23 protein-coding genes are annotated in these 22,414 nt (G+C 65.8%); 14 read left to right on the plus strand and 9 right to left on the minus strand.

Annotated features, from left to right (window positions below; genetic code table 11):
• Positions 1-58 precede the first annotated feature (58 nt).
• The 3 genes from FEZ61_RS19680 to FEZ61_RS19690 form a co-directional block, all read right to left on the minus strand.
• On the minus strand, positions 59-832 hold the full coding sequence (locus FEZ61_RS19680; RefSeq protein ID WP_017640124.1) for an OmpA family protein: 774 nt from the start codon (positions 830-832) through the stop codon (positions 59-61).
• Positions 833-877: 45 nt separating this feature from the next.
• Entirely contained in the window at positions 878-1,309 is a 432-nt protein-coding gene (locus FEZ61_RS19685; protein WP_007161972.1) for a DUF4398 domain-containing protein, read from the minus strand.
• Positions 1,310-1,576: 267 nt separating this feature from the next.
• Positions 1,577-1,912 carry a hypothetical protein gene (locus FEZ61_RS19690; protein ID WP_017640126.1) on the minus strand — a complete coding sequence of 112 codons (336 nt, stop codon included), beginning with the start codon at positions 1,910-1,912 and terminating at the stop codon, positions 1,577-1,579.
• A 163-nt stretch (positions 1,913-2,075) separates the two neighbouring features.
• Between FEZ61_RS19690 and ppc the strand changes: the two genes are divergently transcribed.
• From ppc to FEZ61_RS19725, 7 genes are all read left to right on the plus strand, one after another.
• On the plus strand, positions 2,076-4,712 hold the full coding sequence (gene ppc / locus FEZ61_RS19695) for a phosphoenolpyruvate carboxylase (RefSeq protein WP_173150128.1): 2,637 nt from the start codon (positions 2,076-2,078) through the stop codon (positions 4,710-4,712).
• Between the two features lie 190 nt (positions 4,713-4,902).
• Entirely contained in the window at positions 4,903-5,550 is a 648-nt protein-coding gene (adk, locus tag FEZ61_RS19700) for an adenylate kinase (protein WP_017640128.1), read from the plus strand.
• A gap of 138 nt (positions 5,551-5,688) precedes the next feature.
• Positions 5,689-6,372 carry a tRNA (adenosine(37)-N6)-threonylcarbamoyltransferase complex dimerization subunit type 1 TsaB gene (gene tsaB, locus FEZ61_RS19705; RefSeq protein ID WP_068383074.1) on the plus strand — a complete coding sequence of 228 codons (684 nt, stop codon included), beginning with the start codon at positions 5,689-5,691 and terminating at the stop codon, positions 6,370-6,372.
• Positions 6,373-6,509: 137 nt separating this feature from the next.
• Complete coding sequence (locus FEZ61_RS19710; protein ID WP_064307350.1) at positions 6,510-6,869, plus strand: hypothetical protein; 360 nt, start codon at positions 6,510-6,512, stop codon at positions 6,867-6,869.
• The gene (locus FEZ61_RS19715; protein ID WP_173150130.1) at positions 6,869-7,726 is read left to right on the plus strand and encodes a DUF72 domain-containing protein; all 858 of its coding nucleotides are present in this window, start codon (positions 6,869-6,871) and stop codon (positions 7,724-7,726) included. The genes FEZ61_RS19710 and FEZ61_RS19715 overlap by 1 nt, the downstream gene beginning before the upstream one ends.
• 107 nt (positions 7,727-7,833) lie before the next feature.
• Complete coding sequence (locus tag FEZ61_RS19720; protein WP_173150132.1) at positions 7,834-8,535, plus strand: extensin family protein; 702 nt, start codon at positions 7,834-7,836, stop codon at positions 8,533-8,535.
• 31 nt (positions 8,536-8,566) lie between these two features.
• The gene (locus FEZ61_RS19725; RefSeq protein ID WP_173150134.1) at positions 8,567-9,349 is read left to right on the plus strand and encodes a class I SAM-dependent methyltransferase; all 783 of its coding nucleotides are present in this window, start codon (positions 8,567-8,569) and stop codon (positions 9,347-9,349) included.
• Positions 9,350-9,404: 55 nt separating this feature from the next.
• Here FEZ61_RS19725 and FEZ61_RS19730 read toward each other — a convergent pair whose 3' ends face one another.
• Genes FEZ61_RS19730 through FEZ61_RS19740 form a run of 3 tightly spaced genes read right to left on the minus strand, consistent with a single transcriptional unit; the run spans position 9,405 to position 12,403 of the window.
• Entirely contained in the window at positions 9,405-10,913 is a 1,509-nt protein-coding gene (locus tag FEZ61_RS19730) for a tripartite tricarboxylate transporter permease (protein ID WP_017640134.1), read from the minus strand.
• Position 10,914: 1 nt separating this feature from the next.
• Positions 10,915-11,373: a tripartite tricarboxylate transporter TctB family protein gene (locus FEZ61_RS19735; RefSeq protein WP_173150136.1), complete on the minus strand. Its 459-nt coding sequence runs from the start codon at positions 11,371-11,373 to the stop codon at positions 10,915-10,917.
• Positions 11,374-11,422: 49 nt separating this feature from the next.
• On the minus strand, positions 11,423-12,403 hold the full coding sequence (locus tag FEZ61_RS19740) for a tripartite tricarboxylate transporter substrate binding protein (protein WP_017640136.1): 981 nt from the start codon (positions 12,401-12,403) through the stop codon (positions 11,423-11,425).
• Positions 12,404-12,733: 330 nt separating this feature from the next.
• On the opposite strand from FEZ61_RS19740, the gene FEZ61_RS19745 reads away from it, so the two are divergent.
• Together FEZ61_RS19745 and FEZ61_RS19750 are read left to right on the plus strand one after the other, a co-directional pair.
• Positions 12,734-13,405 (plus strand): response regulator, encoded by a 672-nt coding sequence (locus FEZ61_RS19745; RefSeq protein WP_093253821.1) that lies wholly within the window; start codon positions 12,734-12,736, stop codon positions 13,403-13,405.
• Positions 13,398-14,801 carry a sensor histidine kinase gene (locus FEZ61_RS19750; protein WP_173150138.1) on the plus strand — a complete coding sequence of 468 codons (1,404 nt, stop codon included), beginning with the start codon at positions 13,398-13,400 and terminating at the stop codon, positions 14,799-14,801. The genes FEZ61_RS19745 and FEZ61_RS19750 overlap by 8 nt, the downstream gene beginning before the upstream one ends.
• 175 nt (positions 14,802-14,976) lie before the next feature.
• Here the strand turns inward: FEZ61_RS19750 and FEZ61_RS19755 are convergent, their stop codons facing one another.
• Both FEZ61_RS19755 and FEZ61_RS19760 read right to left on the minus strand, forming a co-directional pair.
• Complete coding sequence (locus FEZ61_RS19755; RefSeq protein WP_173150140.1) at positions 14,977-15,807, minus strand: HDOD domain-containing protein; 831 nt, start codon at positions 15,805-15,807, stop codon at positions 14,977-14,979.
• Positions 15,808-15,847: 40 nt separating this feature from the next.
• Positions 15,848-16,765 (minus strand): folate-binding protein YgfZ, encoded by a 918-nt coding sequence (locus FEZ61_RS19760; RefSeq protein ID WP_173150142.1) that lies wholly within the window; start codon positions 16,763-16,765, stop codon positions 15,848-15,850.
• Between the two features lie 122 nt (positions 16,766-16,887).
• On the opposite strand from FEZ61_RS19760, the gene FEZ61_RS19765 reads away from it, so the two are divergent.
• Together FEZ61_RS19765 and FEZ61_RS19770 are read left to right on the plus strand one after the other, a co-directional pair.
• Complete coding sequence (locus tag FEZ61_RS19765) at positions 16,888-17,145, plus strand: succinate dehydrogenase assembly factor 2 (protein WP_017640141.1); 258 nt, start codon at positions 16,888-16,890, stop codon at positions 17,143-17,145.
• Entirely contained in the window at positions 17,129-17,581 is a 453-nt protein-coding gene (locus FEZ61_RS19770; RefSeq protein WP_017640142.1) for a protein YgfX, read from the plus strand. The genes FEZ61_RS19765 and FEZ61_RS19770 overlap by 17 nt, the downstream gene beginning before the upstream one ends.
• Here FEZ61_RS19770 and nadB read toward each other — a convergent pair.
• Positions 17,538-19,163: an L-aspartate oxidase gene (gene nadB, locus FEZ61_RS19775; RefSeq protein WP_017640143.1), complete on the minus strand. Its 1,626-nt coding sequence runs from the start codon at positions 19,161-19,163 to the stop codon at positions 17,538-17,540. The two genes, FEZ61_RS19770 and nadB, sit on opposite strands and share 44 nt — an antisense overlap.
• 331 nt (positions 19,164-19,494) lie before the next feature.
• On the opposite strand from nadB, the gene rpoE reads away from it, so the two are divergent.
• The 3 genes from rpoE to FEZ61_RS19790 all read left to right on the plus strand — a co-directional run bounded on the left by rpoE (position 19,495) and on the right by FEZ61_RS19790 (position 22,284).
• Positions 19,495-20,076: an RNA polymerase sigma factor RpoE gene (rpoE, locus tag FEZ61_RS19780; protein ID WP_026083736.1), complete on the plus strand. Its 582-nt coding sequence runs from the start codon at positions 19,495-19,497 to the stop codon at positions 20,074-20,076.
• 33 nt (positions 20,077-20,109) lie between these two features.
• Positions 20,110-20,637: an RseA family anti-sigma factor gene (locus FEZ61_RS19785; RefSeq protein ID WP_173150144.1), complete on the plus strand. Its 528-nt coding sequence runs from the start codon at positions 20,110-20,112 to the stop codon at positions 20,635-20,637.
• A gap of 222 nt (positions 20,638-20,859) precedes the next feature.
• Positions 20,860-22,284, plus strand: a complete 1,425-nt coding sequence (locus tag FEZ61_RS19790) for a DegQ family serine endoprotease (protein ID WP_026083737.1) — start codon at positions 20,860-20,862, stop codon at positions 22,282-22,284.
• Positions 22,285-22,414: the final 130 nt, after the last annotated feature.

A 22,414-nucleotide genomic window follows, 5' to 3' on the forward strand; every position in this document is an offset into this window, starting at 1 on the left:
CCGATTCGCAGGCAAAAAAAGACCCCGCCTGGCGGGGTCTTTTGCTTTCACACCGCCATTACATGCGCGGGGCGACGGGGTTGGCGTCGTTGGAGATGGTCACTTCCACGCGACGGTTCAGGGCTCGGTCGGAAGCGTTGCTGTTGCTGGCCACCGGGAAGGCCTTGCCATAGCCACGGGTCTGGATGCGGCTCGGCTCGACGCCGGCGCTGACCAGGGCGGTCTGGATGGCCTGGGCGCGACGCTCGGACAGCTGCTGGTTGTAGGAGTCACTGCCGACGCTGTCGGTGTAACCCTCGACGATCACCTTGCGCTCGGGATTCTGCTTCAGGTAATCGGCCAGCTTCTGGGCATTGGCGTAGCCCTGAGGCTTGAGTTCGGCCTTGTTGAAGTCGAACAGCACATTGCCGAAGGTCACCACGGTGCCGCGCTCGGTCTGCTTGGCCTGCAGGGCGTCCTGCAGCTGCTTGAGCTGGGCGGTACGAGCGTCCAGGCGGGCCTGGGTGCGCTCGGCATCGACATTCTGCATCTGGGCTTCGGTCATGCGCAGCTTGATGGTCTGCATGGCCGTCTGGATGCGCTGGTTGGTCAGGTAGGCCAGCTGGTCGACGGTCTTCTCGTTTTCACCGTCCTTGTAGGCCTTCTCGGCCTTCTGCAGCCAGGCACCGGCGTCCTTGGTTTCCAGGGCGGCCAGCTGGGCGGCCTGAGGCTGGGATTCCAGCGCCGAATAGTCGGACTTGGCCTGTTCCAAGTTCGGGTTGGGCGGCGTGGAGCAGGCGGCCAGGGCCAGGCTGAGCAGCGACACGGCAGGGATCAGAATGTGTTTACGCATGATGGTCGTCCTTTGAATTCGTGAAGGGAGGAAAGGGGCGGTCGCTTACTGCTGGACCTTCTTCTGCAGGTTCTGCTGGAGCTGCAGGTTGATCTGACCTTCCTCACGGATCTGCTGGATGCTGTTCTGGGCATCCTTGAGCGCGGCGTCGGCCTTGGCGGCCTGGGTCTTGCGGGTGGCCAGGCGGGCATCCCACTCGGCCTGTTCGGCCAGTTGCTTGGCTTCGTCGTACTTCTCGTTGGAGAGGGCGGTCTGGGCCTGGGTCCACTTGTCCTGGGCCGACTTGGTCTCGATGGGCGCGAACTGGTTGCCACCGGAGCTCACGGCCTCGTTGACGGCGGACTGGGTCACGGCCATCTGCGCGGTCGGCGGATTGCCGGCGCAACCGGCCAGCAACAGCGAGCTGCCCAGGGCAAGGGCTGCCAGTTTCAGGGTGCAGGCTTTGGAAAGGGACTTTTGGGCAGTGGCACTCTTCATGGATTCAAGCTCCGTTGTTGATCCGAAAAGCGCGCCGCCGGCACGGGCAGGGCGGGCGCCTGGTCATGGAAAGCCGCATGTGGAAACAAGCCCGGCGCGACCCCGAGAGGTCCGTGGCGGGTGCTGACAACCAGCCCTCGTCCAGCGCTGCGGTCTGACTCTGTGACCGCTCATCCGACAAAAATGTTCACTGGCTATCGAATTTTGCCGTGGCGTGGAGGTGCTTGGCAGAGCGGTAGCGGCGTAGGTAAAGCTGCAGGTCGGCGGCTAATCCGCCGTGTCGGACTGCAGTCGATGCAGGTGCTTGCGCGCCAGTTCCAGGAAGCGCGGCGTCGTGCCTGCATCGGCGTAGAGGGGGTCGCCGAGTTCATCGGTGGCCACCACTTCCTCGCCCTGCACATAGGGAAAGCTGGCTTCCAGTTCTTCGAAGGCGGCCGCCAGCAACTCGCTGAGCAAGGCTTCGGGCGTACGCTGGGGATAGAGTTCGCAAAGGGCCTCGAGACGGGCCGCGGTCTCGACTTCCAAGTCGAGGCGGTAGCTGCGGGTGGTGCCGGAGGTGGTGGCCTGCTGCTCCCATTGGTGAGCGAGTTCGCGAATCTTCATGGGTATCTCCCGTGGCTTAGGCAAAGGTCGGATATTCAGGTCGGACGCGGCTGGGCACCCTGCAACGACCGGAGCTTGCAACCGCGTCACTAGGGTGCTGTCCTCTGCGCTAGACCGCAGCGGTTGCCGTGAGGTCCGAACCGGTACTTTCGAGGAGCACGAGATGGTGGAAATCGATATTCGCCTGCGCGAGCAGGTGCGGTTGCTGGGTGAGCTCCTGGGGCAGACCATTGCCGACCAGCATGGCGCGGCCTTTCTCAACAAGATCGAGCGGATCCGCAAGGGCGCCAAGGCCGCCCGTGGCGGCTCCGCGGAGGGTGCCCGCCAGCTGGGCGACACCCTGGATACCCTGGCCGAAGACGAACTGCTGCCGGTGGCGCGAGCCTTCAGCCATTTCCTCAACCTGGCCAATATCGCCGAGGAATATCACCGGGTCAGACGGCGCACCGAAGACGAGCCGCCACCCTTCGAGCAGCAGGTGCTGCCGGAGTTGCTGGAGCGCCTGGCCGCGGCCGGTCACTCCGGCCAGGAGCTGGCCGAGCGGGTCGCGGCGCTGGACATCGATCTGGTGCTGACCGCCCACCCCACCGAGGTTTCGCGGCGCACCCTGATCCAGAAATACGACGAGATCAGCGCGCAATTGGCGGCCCTCGATCATCGCGACCTGACTTCCGCCGAGGTGGCTGCCATCGAGGCCCGGCTGCGCCGGCTGATCGCCGAGGCCTGGCATACCGAGGAGATCCGCCGCCAGCGCCCGACGCCGGTGGACGAAGCCAAGTGGGGCTTCGCGGTGATCGAGAATTCGCTCTGGCAGGCGATCCCCAGCCTGCTGCGCAAGCTGGACGACTGCCTGCAGGAGCGTACCGGCCAGCGCTTGCCGTTGACGGCAGCGCCGGTACGCTTCTCGTCCTGGATGGGCGGCGACCGCGACGGCAACCCCAATGTCACCGCCGCCATCAGCCGCGAGGTGCTGCTGCTGGCCCGCTGGATGGCCGCCGATCTCTACCTGCGCGATGTCGATCGGCTGGCCGCCGAGCTGTCCATGCAGGCGGCGAGTCCGGCCCTGCGCGAGCAGGCCGGCGATCATCCCGAACCCTATCGCAAGGTGCTCAAGGTGCTGCGCGAGCGGCTGCAGATCACCCGCAGCTGGGCGGCCCATGCCATCACCGATCCCCACGCCGGCGCCCGGCATATTCTCAGCGACAACGCCGAGCTGATCGCCCCGCTGCAGCTGTGCTACGACTCCCTGCAGCACTGCGGCCTGGGCGTCATCGCCGACGGCTCCCTGCTCGACACCCTGCGCCGGGCCCGTACCTTCGGCCTCTATCTGGTCCGTCTGGACATCCGCCAGGACGCCGCGCGCCATGCCGCGGCCCTGGCCGACATCTGCCGCTACCTGGACCTGGGCGACTATGCCGCCTGGAGCGAGGCGCAGCGTCTGGAATTCCTGCGTGGCGAACTCGGCAGCCGGCGTCCCTTGCTGCCGCTGGACGCCGAGCTGGAGGCCGACACCCAGGAGGTGCTCGCCACTTGCCGCGTCATCGCCGCCTCGCCGCCCGATGCCCTGGGCTCCTACGTCATCTCCATGGCCGGTGCCGCATCTGACGTCCTCGCCGTGCAGCTGCTGCTGCGCGAATGCGGGGTGCGCCAGCCGATGCGCGTGGTGCCGCTGTTCGAGACCCTCGACGACCTGGATCAGGCTGGTAGCGCCATCGCCAGTCTGCTCGATCTGCCCGACTACCGGGCGCGTCTGGCCGGTCCCCAGGAGGTCATGATCGGCTATTCCGATTCGGCCAAGGATGCCGGCACCCTGACGGCGGCCTGGGCCCAGTACCGCGCCCAGGAAGCCCTGGTGGACATCTGCGCCAGCCGTGGCGTGGAGTTGCTGCTGTTCCATGGCCGCGGTGGCACCGTGGGGCGTGGCGGCGGTCCGGCCCATGCGGCCATCCTCTCGCAACCGCCGGGCTCGGTGGCCGGGCGCTTCCGTACCACCGAACAGGGCGAGATGATCCGCTTCAAGTTCGGCCAGCCGGCCATCGCCGAGCAGAATCTGGCGCTGTACCTGGGCGCCGTGCTGGAGGCCACCCTGTTGCCGCCGCCGGCGCCGGAACCGGCCTGGCGCGAGCAGATGGATCGCCTGGCCCGCGACAGCCTGCAGGCCTATCGCGGCGTGGTGCGCGAGGATCCGCATTTCGTCAGCTATTTCCGCCAGGCCACTCCGGAGCAGGAGCTGGGCCGGCTGCCCTTGGGCAGTCGCCCGGCCAAGCGCCGCGAAGGCGGCGTGGAAAGCCTCAGGGCCATCCCCTGGATCTTCGCCTGGACTCAGACCCGGCTGATGCTGCCCGCCTGGCTCGGCTGGGAGAAGGCGCTGGACGAGGCCGAACGCCGTGGCGAATCGCCGTTGCTGCGCGAGATGCGCGAAGGCTGGCCGTTCTTCCAGACCCGCATCGACATGCTGGAGATGGTGCTGGCCAAGGCCGAAGCCGAACTGGCGCGGCTCTATGACCAGCGCCTGGTGGAGGCCGACCTGCAGGTGCTGGGCAGCCAGCTGCGCGAGCGGCTGCGCCAGGCCGGCGTGGCGGTATTGCGGCTGACCGGGCAGGGGGAATTGCTCGAACACCATCCGGAAACCCTGGTGTTCATCGCCGTGCGCAACACCTATCTCGATCCGCTGCACCTCTTGCAGATCGAGTTGCTGGCCCGGGCGCGGGCGGCGGGCGAAAGCCAGCCGGCGGCGCTCGATCAGGCCCTGCTGGTGAGCGTGGCCGGGATCGCCGCGGGACTGCGCAATACCGGTTGAGCAGACTGTCGCTTTTGCCGGTGCCCGGGGTCGTCTGGACGGGCCCGGCACCTGCGACGCTTGGTAACTTGTGCGGCCAGGGGGCGCTGTGTATGGTTGGTCCCTTTGGCCGTCTCGTGTCGTCGACAACAATCATCGCGACAGCGCCCTGCGTGGGCTGCCAGTCCGAGACCATTCTAAGGAGCAACAGATGCGCGTAATCCTGCTGGGAGCGCCCGGTGCCGGCAAAGGTACTCAGGCCCGGTTCATCACTGAGAAATTCGGCATTCCGCAGGTTTCCACCGGCGACATGCTGCGGGCCGCGGTCAAGGCCGGCACGCCCCTGGGTCTGCAGGTCAAGGACATCATGGACAATGGCGGTCTGGTCTCCGACGAGATCATCATCGCCCTGATCAGCGAACGCATCCTCGACGCCGATTGCGCCAAGGGTTTCCTGTTCGACGGCTTCCCGCGCACCATTCCCCAGGCCGAAGCCCTCGAAGCCGCGGGCGTCAAGATCGACCACGTGCTGGAAATCGCCGTCGATGACGAAGAAATCGTCCAGCGCCTGTCAGGTCGCCGCGTGCATCCGGGTTCGGGGCGCGTCTATCACATCGAGCACAATCCGCCGAAGGTCGCCGACACCGACGACCTGACCGGCGAGCCGCTGGTACAGCGCGAAGACGACCGCGAAGCCACCATTCGCAAGCGTCTGGACCTCTATCATTCCCAGACCAAGCCGCTGGTGGACTTCTACCAGAAGCTGGGCGCCGCCCAGGGCACGCCGAAGTGCAGCCGCATCGAGGGCGTGGGTTCGGTGGACGCCATCACCGCCAAGGTGCTGCAGGCCCTGAGCTAAAAGCCGGTAACGACCGCCTGTGCCTGCAGGCGGTCCGGTCGCGGCGCCGTCCTGGCGTCACGATCGATGGGCGGGTCCCCTCGCGACCCGTCTTCCTCTAGAATGCGCAGCCCTTTTCCCCAGTTGCGGATCTACCCCATGTCCATCCTGCTCGCCCTCGACACCGCCACCGAAGCCTGCTCGGTCGCCTTGCATCTGGGCGACGAGATCATCCATCGCTACGAGATCGCGCCGCGCCTGCATGCCCAGCGGGTGCTGCCCATGGTGCAGGAGCTGCTGGCCGAGACCGGTCTGAGTCTGGCGCAGGTGGACGCCATCGCCTTCGGTCGTGGCCCTGGCGCCTTTACCGGCGTGCGCATCGCCATCGGCGTGGTGCAGGGCCTGGCCTTCGGGCTGGACCGGCCGGTGCTGCCGGTATCGAATCTGGCCATCATCGCCCAGCGCGCCTGGCGCGAGCGGGGTGTGACCCAGGTGGCCGCCGCCATCGATGCGCGCATGGATGAGGTCTACTGGGGCTGCTATCGCCTGGACGGCGCAGCCATGGTGCTGGCGGGGGCGGAAGCCGTGCTGGCACCCGAGGCCATCGCCCTGCCGGAGGCTGCCACCGGTGACTGGTTCGGAGCCGGCACCGGCTGGGGCTATGCCGGCCGCATGGCCGTGCCGCTGGTCGAGAGCGATGCCAGCCTGTTGCCCCATGCGCAGGATCTGGCGGTGCTGGCGGCCTCGGCCTGGCAGCGCGGCGAAGCCGTGTCGGCCGAATCCGAAGCGGCGCAACCCGTCTATCTGCGTGATCGGGTCGCCACTCCCAAGCAGTCGGTCTGACGTCAGGAAACCCGGCGTAATAGTCTGACGTCCAAGCCGTATATGCCGCTCGTCCGCCGGTCGCGACGGGCGTCCGGCCCTTGATTGTCATAGCTTTCGACCCTACTTAGAGTAGTGCCATCCGTTCGGGACCTGCCATGCGCATTGACAGCGGCTATTCCTCCTCTGCTTACCCCCTGAATCGTTCCTCGCGCGCGGTCACGCCCGTACGCGAGGTGGCGCAGGACGAGGCCGCCCGTCAAAACGCCATCGCCCGCGAAGCGGCCAACAACGCTCAGCCCAAGCTCGAGCCGGTGCGCCGCGTCGAGGCGGCCGCGGCGACCGATACCGGCAACGGCGGTGGCAATGGCTTGGTGCTCAGCGAGCGCGAAGGGCGCTTCGCCAGTCAGCTCACCGCACGTGCGCAACAGGCGCTGGCCAGCTACGGCAGCACCGCCGCCCTCGGCGCCGAGCCGGATGGCTCCTCCAGCGTCGTGGGCCTCGATCTCTACGCCTGATGCTGCCGTACTTTCTCGGCTGTCCCTCCTGGAACGACAACGCCTGGCGCGAAAGCCTCTACCACGGCCTGCGCCCGGGTGACTTCCTGTCGCGTTATGCCCAGGTGTTCAACGCCGTGGAGGGCAACACCACCTTCTATGCCTGGCCCTCGGCGGACACCATTCGCCGTTGGGCCGAGCTGATGCCGGCCGGCTTTCGCTTCTGCGCCAAGTTTCCCCGGGACATCAGCCATGCCGAGGATCTGCGGGTGCAACTCTCCAGCGCCCGCACCTTTCTGGAATTGCTGGCGCCCCTGGGCGAACGGGCCAGTCCGCTGTGGCTGCAACTGCCTGCGGGCTTCGGTCCGGATCGGCTCAATGAGCTGAAGGTCTTTCTTTCGGCCATGGCACCGCGTTGCGCCCTGGCCGTGGAGGTCAGGCACCTGGCCTTTTTCGACAAGGGCGAAACCGAGCGCGCGCTCAATCGCCTGCTCATGGAGCTGGGTGTGGAACGCGTCGGCCTGGATTCCGCGGCCCTGTTCAGCGCCGATCCGAGTGAGCCGGCCGTGCGCCTGGCCCAGGCCAAGAAGCCGCGGGTACCGGCCCGTGCCCTGGCTTTCAGCGAGCATCCCCAGGTGCGCTTCATCGGTCGCCTGGAGCTGGCGGCGAACGACTACTACCTGGCCAAGTGGGTGACCCGGGTGGCCGATTGGATCGAAGGGGGCAAGGTGCCCTATGTCTTCCTGCACACCCCGGACAATCGCCAGGCGCCCGAACTGGCCCTGAGATTCCATGCCCAGCTGCGCGAACGCCTGCCCGGCCTGCCGGCGTTGCCCGAGTTGAGCACCGCCGACACCGAGCAACTCGGCCTGCTCTAGCCCCTGGCGTCCGCCGCGATACGTTTGGCGACGTTTTCGCCGGCATTCCCGCTGGCCGCTCCGGTCTGATGAAGACTTCGCCTTGCGAATCCTCTTCGGCGCGCCGCATGAAAGCCAGACACCTGCTCGGTCTCGTCATCCTGCTCTACAGCGGTCTGCACACCGCCTTCGACCAGGGCTGGCTGCGCATCCCGCCGGCCTATAACCCCTGGGCGCCACTGGATATCCAGGCACCCGCCAATGCCGTCACCCGGCTCAAGCTCTGGCGTCTGCAGGCCGATGCCGACTATTGCGCGGCGTCCCTGGCCACCTCGGCGCTCAGCTTTCGCGAATTGCGCGGCAATCCCGGTTCGGCCGACTGCCCGCTGGAGCGGGCGGTACGCATCCAGCGGGGGGAAGGGGTGCGCCTCAACGGCAGCTTCGTCGCCAGCTGTCCGCTGGCGGTGAGTTTCGCGCTGTTCGAACGCCAGGCCCTGCAACCGGCCGCCGAAGCCGTCTATGGCCAGCGGGTCGCCGAGGTTGAGCACTATGGCAGCTTCGCCTGCCGCAACATCTACGGTCGCGCCAGCGGCCGGCGCAGTCAGCACGCCACCGCCAATGCGCTGGACATCGCCGGGCTGCGCCTGGCCGACGGTCGGCGCATCAGCGTGGCGCGGGACTGGAAGGGCGATCCCCAGGCCCATCGCTTTCTGCGGCTGGTACGCGACGGGGCCTGCCGCTCCTTCAATACCACCCTGGGACCGGACTACAACGCGGCGCACCGCGATCATTTCCATGTCGACATGGGTGGCTTTCGCGTCTGCCGGTAGAATGCACGGTCTTTTCGCCAGCGAGTCGCCCATGTCCACCGCCCGCCCCGCGCTTATCGTCGAAGCCCTGGAACCCGCTTACACGGAGGCTGCCGCTGCCTGGGCCGCGCGCCTGGGCCTGCCCCTGGGTACCGCCACCACCGAAGAGTTCGCCCTGCAGTTCGGCGCTCAAGGCCTGCAACTGGTCCAGCGCGGCCCGGAGGCGCCGGGTCCGGTGCGGGTGGATTTCGTCGAGGGCGCAGCGGCCCATAGACGCAAGTTCGGCGGCGGCGCCGGCCAGATGATCGCCAAGGCGGTCGGGGTCGGGCCGGGTGTGCGCCCGCGTATCCTCGATGCCACCGCGGGTCTGGGCCGCGACGCCTTCGTGCTGGCCACCCTGGGTTGCCCGGTGACGCTGCTGGAGCGCCAGCCGCTGATCGCCGCCCTGCTCGAAGACGGCCTGGCCCGCGCGGCGCGGGATCCTGAAGCGGCCGGCATTGCCGCCCTGATGACCCTGGTGCCGGCCGACTCCACCGCCTACCTGCAGGGCGAGCAGGGCGAGACGCCCGAGGTGATCTATCTGGATCCCATGTTCCCGCACCGCGACAAGAGCGCCTTGGTGAAGAAGGAGATGCGTCTGTTCCGGCCGCTGGTGGGCGACGACCTGGACGCCCCGGCCTTGCTCGCCGCCGCCCTGGCCCGCGCCAGTCACCGGGTGGTGGTCAAGCGCCCGCGCAAGGCGCCGGCCATCGAAGGGGTGAAACCGGGCTATGTGCTGGAGGGCAAGTCCAGCCGCTACGACATCTATCCGAAGAAGAGCTTCAAATCTTCCTGAATGAAAAAGCCCGCGGGCGGAAGGACTCCGGCCGCGGGCGCGGGTGTCGCCGACCTCAGACGGTCGCGGCCTTGGGCGCGCGACGCTTGCGCCAGGCACGGTAGAAGGGCAGGGCCACCATCAGGATGCAGACGATCCAGATGGCCTGGCTGATGCCGCTCTGCCAGAGGATGCCCACTTCGCCGTTGGAGATCGACAGTGCGCGTCTCAGACTCGTCTCCATCAGCTCGCCGAGGATGAAGCCCAGCAGCAGCGGTGAGAGCGGGAAGTCCAGCTTGCGCATGATGTAGCCGAAGATGCCCACGCAGACCATCAACACCAGGTCGAAGGTGGTGGCGTGCACCGCGTAGACGCCGATGCCGGTGATGATGGCGATGGCTGGGGCCAGCGACCAGTTCGGCACCTCGAGGATCTTGGTGAACATCTTCACCATGGGCACGTTGAGGATCAGCAGCATTACGTTGGCGATGAACAGCGAGGCGATCAGACCCCACACCAGATTCGGCTCGTTCTGGAACAGCAGCGGGCCGGGGGTGATGTTGTACAGGGTCAGGGCGCCGATCATCACCGCGGTGGTGCCCGAACCGGGGATGCCCAGGGTCAGCATGGGAATCATGTTGCCGCACACCGCCGCACCGATGGCGGTTTCCGGTGCGGCCAGGCCACGCAGGTCACCCTTGCCGAACTTGCCATCGGCACCGGCCATGCGCTTCTCGGTGGTGTAGGCCAGGGCACTGGCCAGGGTCGCGCCGGCGCCCGGCAACACGCCGATGATGAAGCCGCTCACCGAGCTGCGCAGGTTGACCATGAACACGCTGCGCGCTTCGCGCACGTTGAACAGCATGCGCCCGGTAGCCTTGACCGCCACCTGACCGTGGTGGGTCTGCTCCAGCAGCAGGAGCAGTTCGCTCACCGAGAACAGGCCCAGTACCAGGATCACGAAGTCGATGCCGTCGGCCAGGTGCACGTTGTCGAAGGTGAAACGATAGACGCCGCTGTTGGCGTCGATGCCCACAGAGGCGATGGCCAGGCCGAACAGTGCGGCGACCAGGGTCTTGACCGGCTTTTCGGCGGCCATGCCGGAGAGGCTGAGGATGGCCAGGGCCATCAGCGCGAAGTATTCCGCCGGACCGAAGGCGATCGCCCACTTGGCCAGCAGCGGCGAGAACAGCACCATGCCGCAGGTGGCGATGAAGGCGCCAATGAAGGAGCTCCAGGCCGACAGCGACAGGGCTACGCCCGCCATGCCCTGGCGTGCCAGCGGATAGCCGTCCAGACAGGTCATCATGGTCGCGGCTTCACCGGGGATGTTCAGCAGGATCGAGGAGATCCGGCCGCCGTATTCGCAGCCCAGATAGACCGCCGCCAGCAGGATCAGCGAGGTTTCCGGCGGCAGGCCCAGGGCGAAGGCCACCGGGATCAAGAGGGCGATGCCGTTGATCGGCCCAAGACCCGGCAACAGACCCACCACGGTGCCGATCAGGGTGCCGATCAGCGCCACGATCAGGTTGGTCGGCGTCATGGCGACGCCGAAGCCCTGCATCAGAAAATTCAAGGTTTCCATGTCAGCCTTCCAGGAATTCCAGCACGCCAAGGGGGAGGGGGACTTCCATCACCCGGTCGAACAGCACATAGAGACTTACCGAGAGCAGCAGGCTGACCAGGGCGCAGGGCACCAGGCGGCCACCATAGAGCAGGCCGCACAGGGTGGCGGTCAGGAAGGCGCTCAAGGGGAAGCCCAGCGGCTGGAAGGTCAGGGCATAGCCCAGCAGGATGACGCAGCAGGCCACCACCTTGCGCAGCGAGGAAGCGTCCAGCGGCTTCTGGTCTTCACCGTCGCCGATCGGCGTGGGACGAATGATCAGATAGGCCAGGCCCAGGCTCATCAGCCCGAACATCAGCATCGGATAGGCCCGCGGACCGACCGGCTCGTAGGAGAAGGGCGCCTGGTAATCCCGGGCGATGAACAGCATGACGAGTCCGGCCACCAGCCAGACCGCCATGAAGGCGCGTTGGAAGATCATGTCGACATCCTCGAAGGCGCCCGGAGGGGCGCCAGGGGCGGGGGCTCTGTTACTGGATCAGGCCGAATTCCTTGGCCATGCCGCGGTAGCGCGCGACTTCCTTCTGCACATAGGCATCCAGTTCGGCACCGGTCATGGCGAAGGGGAAGAGTTCGCGCTGATCACGCAGCTTGGCGAAGTCGTCGGACGCCAGCAGCTTGTCGAAGCTGGCTTTCCACCAGTTGTACTGCTCGTCGGTGACCTTCGGGCCGACATAGAAGCCGCGGACCACGGGCCAGACGATGTCGTAGCCCTGCTCACGCGCGGTGGGGATGTCCTTCATCGCCGGCTCGTCGAAACGCTGCTCGGCGAAGACCGCCAGGAGGCGCATGTTGCCGGCCTCGACATGGGGCATGGAGTCGGAGATGTCGGTGCTGCCGACCTGGATGTGGCCGCCCAGCAGCGCGGTGGCGATCTCGCCGCCGCCTTCCAGGGCCACGTAGCGCAGTTCCTTGGGATTGATACCGGCGGCTTTGGCGATCAGGGCCGTCTGCATCCAGTCCTGGCTGCCCACGGTACCGCCGGAGCCGATCACCACCTTGCTCGGGTCCTTCTTCAGCGCCTCGACCAGATCACCTAGGGTCTTGTAGGGCGAATCGGCCTTGACCGCGATGGCGCCATAGCTGGCCCCCACCGCCGCCAGCCAGCGTACGGCCTTCTCGTCGAAACGACCGAACTTGCCCTGGGCCAGGTTCAGCAGCGAACCGCTGGAGAAGGCGACGATGGTGTCGCCATCGGCCGGACGCTGAGCCACCACGGTGTTGTAGGCCACCGCGCCTACCCCGCCGGGCATGTAGGTCACGCGCATGGGCTTGTCCAGCAACTTGGCTTCCACTAGGCCACTCTGGGCCAGCTTGCAGGTCAGGTCGAAGCCACCACCCGGGGAGGCCGGGGCGATGCATTCAGGACGCTTGGGTTCGGCCACGGCCTGGGCGGACAGCAGCACGGAGGCGGCCAGGGTCAGGGTGAGGTTGCGCAAGGTGGTGCTCATCGACGTCTTCCTTTTGTTGTTATTTCAGAAGCTGACAGGCGGACACGGCTCAGGCTCGCCAGGGCGGCGATCGTTCACAGAAGAGAAGGGTGAGCACGTGGAGCTGCGCGAGGGCGAGCATGGATGTCGTTCCGCTTGTTATTGTTGTTGGCCAACCAGGGGTGGCGCTTGGGCAAGCATCATGCGGTTCTGGGACCGCTACCTTTCACTCTAGACCGCCAAGCTTTCAACAGCCTTTCAATCGTGAAAGGCGGCAATAGTGCGGTTCCGGCTACAGGCCAGCTGGCCGGTATCCGGTAAACTCGAATTTTTTGAGCGGGAGCTGTCAGCGTGCGCATCCTATTGGTCGAAGATCATCCGCCACTGGCCGAAAGCGTCGCCCAGGCGCTCAAGAATGCCGGGCTCAACGTCGATCTGCTCAACGATGGCGTGGCCGCGGATCTGGCCCTGCAGAGTGAGAGCTATGCCCTGGCTATCCTCGATATCGGCCTGCCGCGCATGGACGGCTTCGAGGTCCTGGCGCGCCTGCGCGAGCGCGGTGATCGCCTGCCGGTGCTGATGCTGACCGCCCGCGGCGAGGTCAAGGATCGGGTGCAGGGCCTCAATCTCGGTGCCGACGACTACCTGGCCAAGCCCTTCGAGCTCACCGAACTGGAAGCCCGGGTCAAGGCCCTGCTGCGCCGCAGCGTGCTGGGCGGGGATCGCCAGCAACGCTGCGGTCCACTGATCTATGACCTCAATACCTCGCGCTTCACCTTGGCGGAGGAAGCACTGTCGCTCACCTCCCGCGAGCACGCCGTACTGGCTGCGCTCATCGCCCGCCCCGGCCGGGTCATGAGCAAGGAGCAGCTCGCCTCGCAAGTCTTCGGCCTGGACGAGGAAGCCAGTCCCGAAGCCATCGAGATCTATGTGCATCGCCTGCGCAAGAAGCTGGAAGCCGGCGCGGTACGCATCGTCACCTTCCGCGGCCTGGGCTATCTGCTGGAAGAGCAGCATGGCTGACGTGGCGAAGGCCGCTGGCAGCCTGCGTGGCCGCCTGTTGCTGCGCATGGTCATCCTGCTCGCGGTGATCCTGGCGGTCAGCAGCCTGGCCGCCTATCTCAATGGCCGGCGCCTGGCCGACGTGGCCTATGATCGGACGTTGCTGGCCTCGGCCCGTACCATCGCCGCGGGCCTGTCCGCCAGCAACGGCACCCTGCGTGCCGATGTGCCCTACATCGCCCTGGACAACTTCGCCTACGACAACGTCGGACGCATCTTCTACCAGGTGCTGGACACCCGTGGCCGACTGATTTCCGGCTACGAGGAGATCCCGCCACCTCCACCGGACGCAGCCCTGACCCGCGACTATCCGGCCCTGGCGCGCTTCTACAACAGCACCTATCGCGGCAAGGACGTGCGGGTGGTCAGCCTGGCCCAGCCGGTCAGCCAGCCGGATCTCACCGGCATGGCCGAGATTCGTGTCGCCGAGACCGCAGAAGCCCGCGAAGAGGTGGCCCGCAGCCTGCTCACCGACACCCTGATCCGCCTGGGGCTGATGGGGCTGGGTGCCATCCTGCTGGTATGGATGGCGGTGGGCGCCGCTCTGCGTCCCCTGGAGCGCCTGCGCCAGGCCGTGGAAGAACGCGGGGTGGACGATCTGCGGCCCTTGCCCGAGGTGCGCGCGCCCCAGGAACTGCTGCCGCTGGTGCATGCCCTGGAAGGCTTCACCCTGCGTCTGCGCCGACTGTTCGAGCGCCAGGCCGACTTCATCGCCAACGCCGCCCATGAGTTGCGCACCCCGCTGGCAGCGATCAAGGCGCGGGTCGAACTGGGCTTGCGCGAACGCGAGCCCCAGGCCTGGTGCGCCACCCTGGAAGAAACCCGCACCAGCACCGATCGCCTGGCGCGCCTGGCCAATCAGCTGCTGTCGCTGGCACGGATCGAGAGTGGTGCCCAAGCCATCGCCGAAGGGGGTGCCGAGCGCCTGGAACTCAGCGAGCTGGCCAGGGAGCTGGCCATGGCGCTGGCCCCGCTGGCCCATGCCAAGGGCGTCGCCCTGGCCTTCGAGCCCTTCGCCAAGGCGCCGGTGATCGGCGAGCCGACGCTGCTCAACGAGCTGCTCTGCAATCTGGTGGAAAACGCCCTGGCCCACAGCCAGTCAGGTGGCAACATCGTGGTGCGGGTGTTGGCCCCGGCGGTGCTGGAGGTCGAGGATGACGGTCCCGGCATTCCTGCCAGTGCGCGGGCCAAGGTCTTCGAGCGCTTTCAGCGCCTGGATCCCCAGTCCGGTGGTGCCGGTCTGGGGCTGGCCATCGTCGGTGAGATCTGCGCCGCCCACCGCGCCCGTATCCAGTTGCTGGACGGCGCGCTCGGCGGGCTACGGGTAAGGGTTGAATTTCCCGCCGAGGAAGCCTAGGCCTTGTCTAAAAGTGCCTGTGCTTGGCCATGCTGCGTTAAAGATTCGCTGGATCGCCAGCCCGGCCGGAATGCTCATTTACCACTCGTAAACTCGTTCGCGAGCCCGGTCCGCTTCCTCACGGATTTTTGCCTTGCCTGACCTCCGCTCGGCGACTTTTCAGACAGGCCTAGGCTCAGCCGAGCAGGGTGCGCGACTGTTCCACCGCGTCCCAGAAGGCCGGATCCTGAGCGGGGTCCGGCTGATTGTTCAGCCCCATGCGGATGCCGGCGGGCAGCGTCTGGACCGAGCTCTCCTGCTGACCCTGACGCTGCGCGTGCAGCTGCGAGGCGACCTGCACGATATCGGCATAGTCGGCCGCGGCGGGCTGACGCTCCAGCGCCAGGTATTCGCGGGGCACGCAGGCGATGTCGGCCGGGAAATCCCAGACCTTGAGGATGCGTTCGCCGATCTGCGGATGGATGCGCGCGGTCACCTGATCGAGGGTGATGGCGTTGGCCAGCAGTTCTTCCTGCTCTTCGGCATAGGTCAGGATCGGCAGCACGCCGATCTGGTGCACTAGGCCGGCGAGCAGGGCGCGGTCGGCCATCAGGCGGGTGTACCTCTTGCACAGCGCATGGCTGATGGCGGCGATCTCGGTGCCCTGGCTCCAGACCTCGCGCATCTTGCGATCCACGGCGTCGCTGGTGGCCTGGAACATCTGCTGCATGGCCAGACCCGTGGCCAGATTCGCCGTGTAGTTGATGCCCAGGCGTCCGACCGCCATCTGCAGGTCGGTGATCTCCTTGCTGGTGCGCAGCAGCGGGCTGTTGACCACCTTGATCAAGCGCGCCGTCAGGGCTGCGTCCATGGCGATCACCCGACTCAGCTCGGCGACGCCCACGTTGGGGTCTTCGGCCGCTTCTCTGACCTTCAGGGCCACCTCGGGAAGGGTGGGCAGCACTACGCGGTCCGTGTCTATCGCGTGGAGAAGATCCTGAACAACTTTTTCAGCAAGAGGAGTCATGACATACCTGTGTGAGGAGCGGAAAAGGCGATCCCAACCTTCAGCGCTTTATTTCACGATCGCTGTCGAGAGAGTAGGGCAAATCGAGTAAACGGCAGTTTGGCCCGTCCGAGCTGCCCAGGGCGATGCGCCCATCCGCCACGGCATCGCCCTGCAGCACGGCCAGGAACTCGCAACCCTCGGCGCTTGGCGCGGCCAGTACCACCTCGCCCACGCTGCTGCCATGGACTGGCGAGAACAGCTCGGTGCCCACGGCAGGGGGCTGGTCGCTGCCGGCCAGGCGATAGAGACGCCGCTTGAGCTTGCCCAGGTACTGCATGCGCGCGACGATCTCCTGGCCGGTATAGCAACCCTTGCGAAAGCTCACGCCATCCAGGGCCTGCAGGTTGATCATCTGCGGGACGAACAGCTCGCGGGTCGCGCCGAACAGCTGGCCCACGCCGGCCCGCACCTGCGCCAGCAGCCAGACCTCCAGCCCGACTTCCGGCAGCGCGGGCACGCCTGCGTCCGCCGCCCGCCAGACTTCGACGCGGCCGTCCTCCAGGCGCACGGCGAAGCCGCCCTCGAGAGTAACCACGGCATTGGCCTGGTCACCCAGCGCGATGTCGGGATAGGCACTGGCGAAGCCCGCAGCCGAGAGCCCGAGGCGTTGCCATTGGGCGCTTTCATCCGCGAGCGTCGACTTGGAGAAGACCGCATATTTCTTCAGATCGGTCAGCAGTGGCTCGACCAGTTCCGCGGCCATCGCCAACAGATAGCCGTCGGCCTGCTTGACGATGCGGAAGCTGGAGACCAGACGGCCCTTGGGCGTGCAGCGACCGCCCAGACCGGCCTGGTCGTCAGCGAGATAATTGAGGTTGCAGGTCAGCTGCCCCTGGAGAAACTTGGTCGCATCGACCCCGCGGATGGCCAGGACGCCTTCGTGGGTCAAGCGGCAGAAATACGGCGAGTTGGCCATTGCGGCTGCAGCTCCGTGTCGAGTGAAGCCGCTCATCATAGGCGCGCCCAGGGTGAATGTCAGGCGCACTGCGCGATGGGGCGCTTCAGGCTTATACTGCGCCGATTGTCGCAGGAGTCCCCATGAGTACCGAAGCTACCGAACTCAATAGATTGTACTGGCACAGCCGCCGCGGCATGCTGGAGCTGGATGTGTTGTTGGTGCCCTTCGTCAAGGAGGTCTATTCCTCCCTGACTGGCGAAGACCAGGCGCGCTATCGCAAGCTGCTCGAGTGCGAGGATCAGGACATGTTCCACTGGTTCATGCAGCGCGGCGAACCGGAAGACGCCGACCTGCAGATCATCGTGCGCATGATCCTGGACCGTGTCCAGCCGGCTTGAGCCCTTCGAATGCCGCTGGAGCGCCTCGGCGGGCCTCCTGCGGCTGCATGCCGTAGCAGCGTTCGCTGCAGGGATCAGCCCCTGGCTGACGGCCATTCCCTGGACGCTCAAAGCTCTCCTGACGCTGCTGGTGCTCTGGTCCTGGCAGCGTGTGCGCCAGCGGCAGCTCCAGCAGCGCTATCCCGAGGTTCCGCGGCGGCTGCGGCATGGCGCCGAGGGGTGGCAGCTCTGGTCGCCGGCCAGTGGCTGGCAGGCTGTGCAATTATGCCCGGACAGCCTGGCATTGCCGCTGCTGGTGGTCCTACGCTATCGCCTGCCTGGCGAAAGACTCACTCGCAGTCTCTGCATCGCCCGTGACAGCCTGACCGCGGACGCCCATCGCCGCCTGCGGGTCAGGCTTCGCTTCGCCCCGCGCCGGTTCGCGGCACCAGAATAGTGTCCCGGGCGGCGTCGCTGGCGAGCTGCGGATAGTCCAGGGTGAAATGCAGGCCGCGACTTTCCTGGCGGGCAAGGGCGCTCTCGATGATCAGCTCCGCCACCTGCGCCAGGTTGCGCAACTCGATCAGGTCGCGACTGACTCTATAGTTGCTATAGAACTCGTCGATCTCGTCCATCAGCAGCCGGATGCGATGGCGGGCGCGCACCAGGCGCTTGGTGGTACGCACGATGCCGACGTAGTCCCACATGAAGCGCCGCAGTTCGTCCCAGTTGTGGGCGATCACCACGTCCTCGTCGGAGTCCGTCACCTGGCTGGCATCCCAGTCGGGCAGGTCGCGCGGCATGACGATCTCGGCCTCCTGCGCCTGGATGTCCAGCGCCGCCGAGCGGGCATAGACGAAGCACTCCAGCAACGAATTGCTGGCCATGCGATTGGCCCCATGCAGACCGGTGCAGCTGGTCTCGCCGATGGCGTAGAGGCCGGCGAGATCCGTGCGCCCATGCGCATCGACCCGCACGCCGCCACAGGTGTAGTGCGCCGCCGGTACCACCGGGATCGGATCGCGGGTAATGTCGATGCCCAGCTCCAGGCAGCGCCGATGGACCGTGGGAAAGTGCTCCTGCACGAAGTCCGCCGGCTTGTGGCTGATATCGAGGAAGACGCAGTCGACGCCCAGGCGCTTCATCTCATGGTCGATGGCGCGGGCCACCACGTCCCGCGGTGCCAGATCGGCGCGGGGGTCGAAGCGCGGCATGAAGCGTTCGCCATCGGGCAGGCGCAACACCGCGCCCTCGCCACGCAGGGCTTCGGTGATCAGAAAGCTCCGCGCATGGGGGTGATAGAGGCAGGTGGGATGGAACTGGTTGAATTCCAGGTTGGCCACCGAGCAGCCGGCGCGCCAGGCCATGGCGATACCGTCGCCGCTGGCGCTGTCCTGGTTGGTGCTATAGAGGTAGGCCTTGCTGGCCCCGCCGGTAGCCAGCACCGTGAAGCGTGCGTGCAGGGTGTCCACCTGATCGCTGGTCCGGTCGAGCACATAGGCGCCCAGGCAACGGGCGCCCGGCCGGCCGAGCTTTTCCGTGGTGATCAGATCCACCGCCACGCGCTGGCTGAGCAGCTGGATGTTGGGGCGGCCTTCGGCGATGCGCAGCAGGGTGTCGAAGATGGCCATGCCGGTGGCATCGGCGGCGTGAATGATGCGTCGGTGGCTGTGGCCGCCTTCACGGGTCAGGTGAAAGCCCAGGCCGCCCTTGCCGGTGTCCTGTTCGCGAGTGAAGGGCACGCCCTGGTCGATCAGCCACTGCATGGCCTCGCGACTGTGCTCGACGGTGAAGCGCACGGCCCCTTCGTCACACAGTCCGGCGCCCGCGATTAGGGTATCCTGCACGTGCGCCTCGACGGTATCGCCCTCGTCCAGCACGGCGGCGACGCCACCCTGGGCCCAATAGGTCGAGCCTTGCGCCAATTCGCCTTTGCTCAAGACCGCGATCGACAGCGTCGCCGGCAGATTGAGCGCGAGCGTCAGGCCCGCGGCGCCGCTGCCGATTACCAGGACATCGAATTCCAGATGACGCGCCATGACGTTTCCTTCTCACCGAGACGGCGAGTATAGGAACAAGGCGGCTGACGGCATAGCCATCGCGCGGCATCGAGCAGGGAACTCGCGGGCGTGGAGCAGGGTCTATGTACAGATAATTGCTCATCCGTGCGGCGGGAATGCCCAGACGAGAATGAGCCATCTGCCAAAGCTAAATCAGTGACACCCAGGAGCGATCAGCAGCCATATTAGTGCTCGCTCATCAACTGCTGTGGAGGGGAGAACTTTCGTGCAACAGCCCAGTCTAGCAGCGCGCGTCGATAGTGAAAGCAAGGACGATAAAGAGCTGCAAGCCAAGGACAGCAAGCAAGCCCTGCCCACCCAGGAGCAGGATCAACAACTTGTCGAGCGCGTCCAGCGTGGTGACAAGCGTGCCTTCGACCTGCTGGTGCTCAAGTATCAGCACAAGATCCTCGGTCTGATCGTGCGTTTCGTCCACGATACCCAGGAAGCCCAGGACGTCGCTCAGGAGGCTTTTATCAAGGCCTATCGCGCGCTCGGGAACTTCCGCGGTGATAGCGCTTTCTACACCTGGCTTTATCGCATCGCCATCAACACGGCGAAAAACCATCTGGTTGCCCGGGGTCGTCGTCCACCGGACAGCGACGTCAGTGCCGAAGATGCGGAATTTTATGAAGGCGACCATGCTCTAAAGGATATCGAGTCCCCAGAGCGGTCCCTCTTGCGGGATGAGATCGAGGCCACCGTGCACCGTACCATCCAGCAACTCCCGGAAGATCTGCGTACCGCGCTGACCCTTCGTGAGTTCGAAGGCCTCAGCTACGAAGACATTGCTAATGTCATGCAGTGTCCGGTTGGAACGGTCCGGTCTCGGATTTTCCGAGCTCGGGAAGCGATAGACAAAGCATTGCAGCCCCTGCTGCGTGATGCATAGACAGCGGCGACAGCTTTTAGAGAGGTAATACGTATGAGTCGTGAAGCCCTGCTGGAATCCCTGTCCGCTGTTATGGATAACGAAGCGGACGAATTCGAAACCCGGCGTGTCATCGCCGAGGTCAGCAAGGACCCGGAATTGCGCGCCACCTGGTCGCGCTACGCCATGGTCAGCGCCGTGATTCGCGGCGAGCCCATGATGCCGAATCTGGACATCGCCAAGGGCGTTACCACCACGCTGGAGCGTGATGAGGTCGCCGCAGCCCTGGCAGCGCCCGTTGCTGCTCAGGTCAGCAAGGGTCGCTGGTCGAGCCTGGGTCGTGTCGCGGTTGCCGCGTCGGTGACCTTCGCCGTACTAGCGGGTGTGCGGATGTACAATCAGTCTGACGTCTCTACCCAGGGTCTGGCCCAGCAGGCGCCGAGCCAGCTGACCGTGCCGCAACCTGCGCGTAGCCCGGCCGTACTGGCCAGCTTCAGCGAAGAAAGCACCAAGGCCAACGCCGAAGCCAAGGCTGATCAGCCGGCGGTTGGTGAAAAGCAGGATGTTCCTGCCCAGCGTTGATTCGCTGGTCTCACCGCAGAAAGGGCGCCTGGAGTTAAGCTTCAGGTGCCCTTTTTTTGCCTGAAGGATTTTCGACCAGGTCGCAAAAAAGCTTCGAAAGCTATCGTTCAGCAAGGGCGTGCTATTTCTGCTGCCAGTCGTCACTGACTATGCCTCCCATCCGGGAAGGGCTGGTCGCCAGCGATGTGTTCAAGTCATTGGATAGAGTGGAGCTGCATGCGCATGCGCAATCTAAAGCATTACACGGCGGCCCTGATGGGGCTCTGGCTGATGGGACTGACGGCCATGGCTCGGGCCGATCTGCCGGATTTCACCGGCCTGGTCGAGGCAGCGTCTCCCGCGGTCGTCAATATCAGCACCCGACAGAAAATTCCCGAAGGTCGCGGCGCTGGCGCCATGACCATGCCGGACCTGGAAGGTCTGCCGCCGGGCATCCGTGAATTCTTCGAGCGCAGCATTCCGCAAATGCCGCGCAGTCCCCGTGGCAAGCAGGAGCAGGCCCAGTCGCTGGGTTCCGGCTTCATCATCTCTGCCGATGGCTACATCCTGACCAATAACCACGTGGTCGCCGATGCCGACGAGATCCTGGTGCGTCTCTCCGATCGCAGCGATCACACGGCCAAGCTGATCGGCGCGGATCCCCGTACCGACGTGGCCCTGCTGAAGATCGATGCCAAAGATCTGCCCACCCTCAAGCTGGGCAGCTCCGATCAATTGAAGGTCGGCGAATGGGTATTGGCCATCGGCTCGCCCTTCGGCTTCGATCATTCGGTCACCGCCGGTATCGTCAGCGCCAAGGGCCGTAGCCTACCCAACGAAAGCTACGTGCCCTTCATCCAGACCGACGTTGCCATCAATCCGGGCAACTCCGGTGGCCCGCTGTTCAACCTCAAGGGTGAGGTGGTCGGGATCAACTCGCAGATCTTCACCCGCTCCGGTGGCTTCATGGGGCTGTCCTTCGCCATCCCGATCGACGTGGCCATGAACGTGGCCAATCAGCTGAAGACCGAAGGCAAGGTCAGCCGTGGCTGGCTCGGTGTGGTCATCCAGGAAGTGGACAAGGATCTCGCCGAGTCCTTCGGCCTGGATCGTCCGGCCGGTGCCCTGGTCGCCCAGATTCTGGACGACGGCCCGGCAGCCAAGAGCGGCATCAAGGTCGGCGACGTCATCCTCTCGGTCAACGGCCAGAAGATCGAGGAATCCGCCGACCTGCCGCACCTGATCGGCAACCTCAAGCCGGGCGCCAAGGCCGACATGGAGGTCATCCGCGAAGGCAAGCGGCAGAACCTCAGCGTCACCGTGGGCGACATGCCCAAGGACGACCAGGCCACGTCCGGTGGCGAACGCGGTTCCGATCGGGCCAGCAATCGCCTGGGGATCGCCGTGGCCAACCTGACCGCCGAGCAGAAGAAGACCATGGATATCCAGAGCGGTGTGGTCATTAACAAGCTCAGTGGCGACGGTCCCGCCGCGGCCATCGGTCTGCGTCCGGGCGATGTCATCACCCATCTGAACAACCAGCCCATCGAATCCGCCACGGCCTTCGAGAAGATCACCTCGGCACTGCCGGCGGGTCGCTCCATCTCGATGCGCGTGGTGCGCGAGGGCCGCGCCAGCTTCATCACCTTCAAGCTGCCAGGCAAGTAAGGACCGGGTAGGGGAGTGGGGGCAGGTGACTGCCCCTTCTTTTTGTCCGCTCGAACGGCGCGAGTCCCCTTGTTTGCCGCATTCAGGTAAACTCCCCCGCTATTTTCCCGGCGGATGTTCCGCTGCTGGC

The organism is Pseudomonas sp. MS15a(2019), from assembly GCF_013277805.1.
Lineage (GTDB): Bacteria > Pseudomonadota > Gammaproteobacteria > Pseudomonadales > Pseudomonadaceae > Chryseomonas > Chryseomonas benzopyrenica.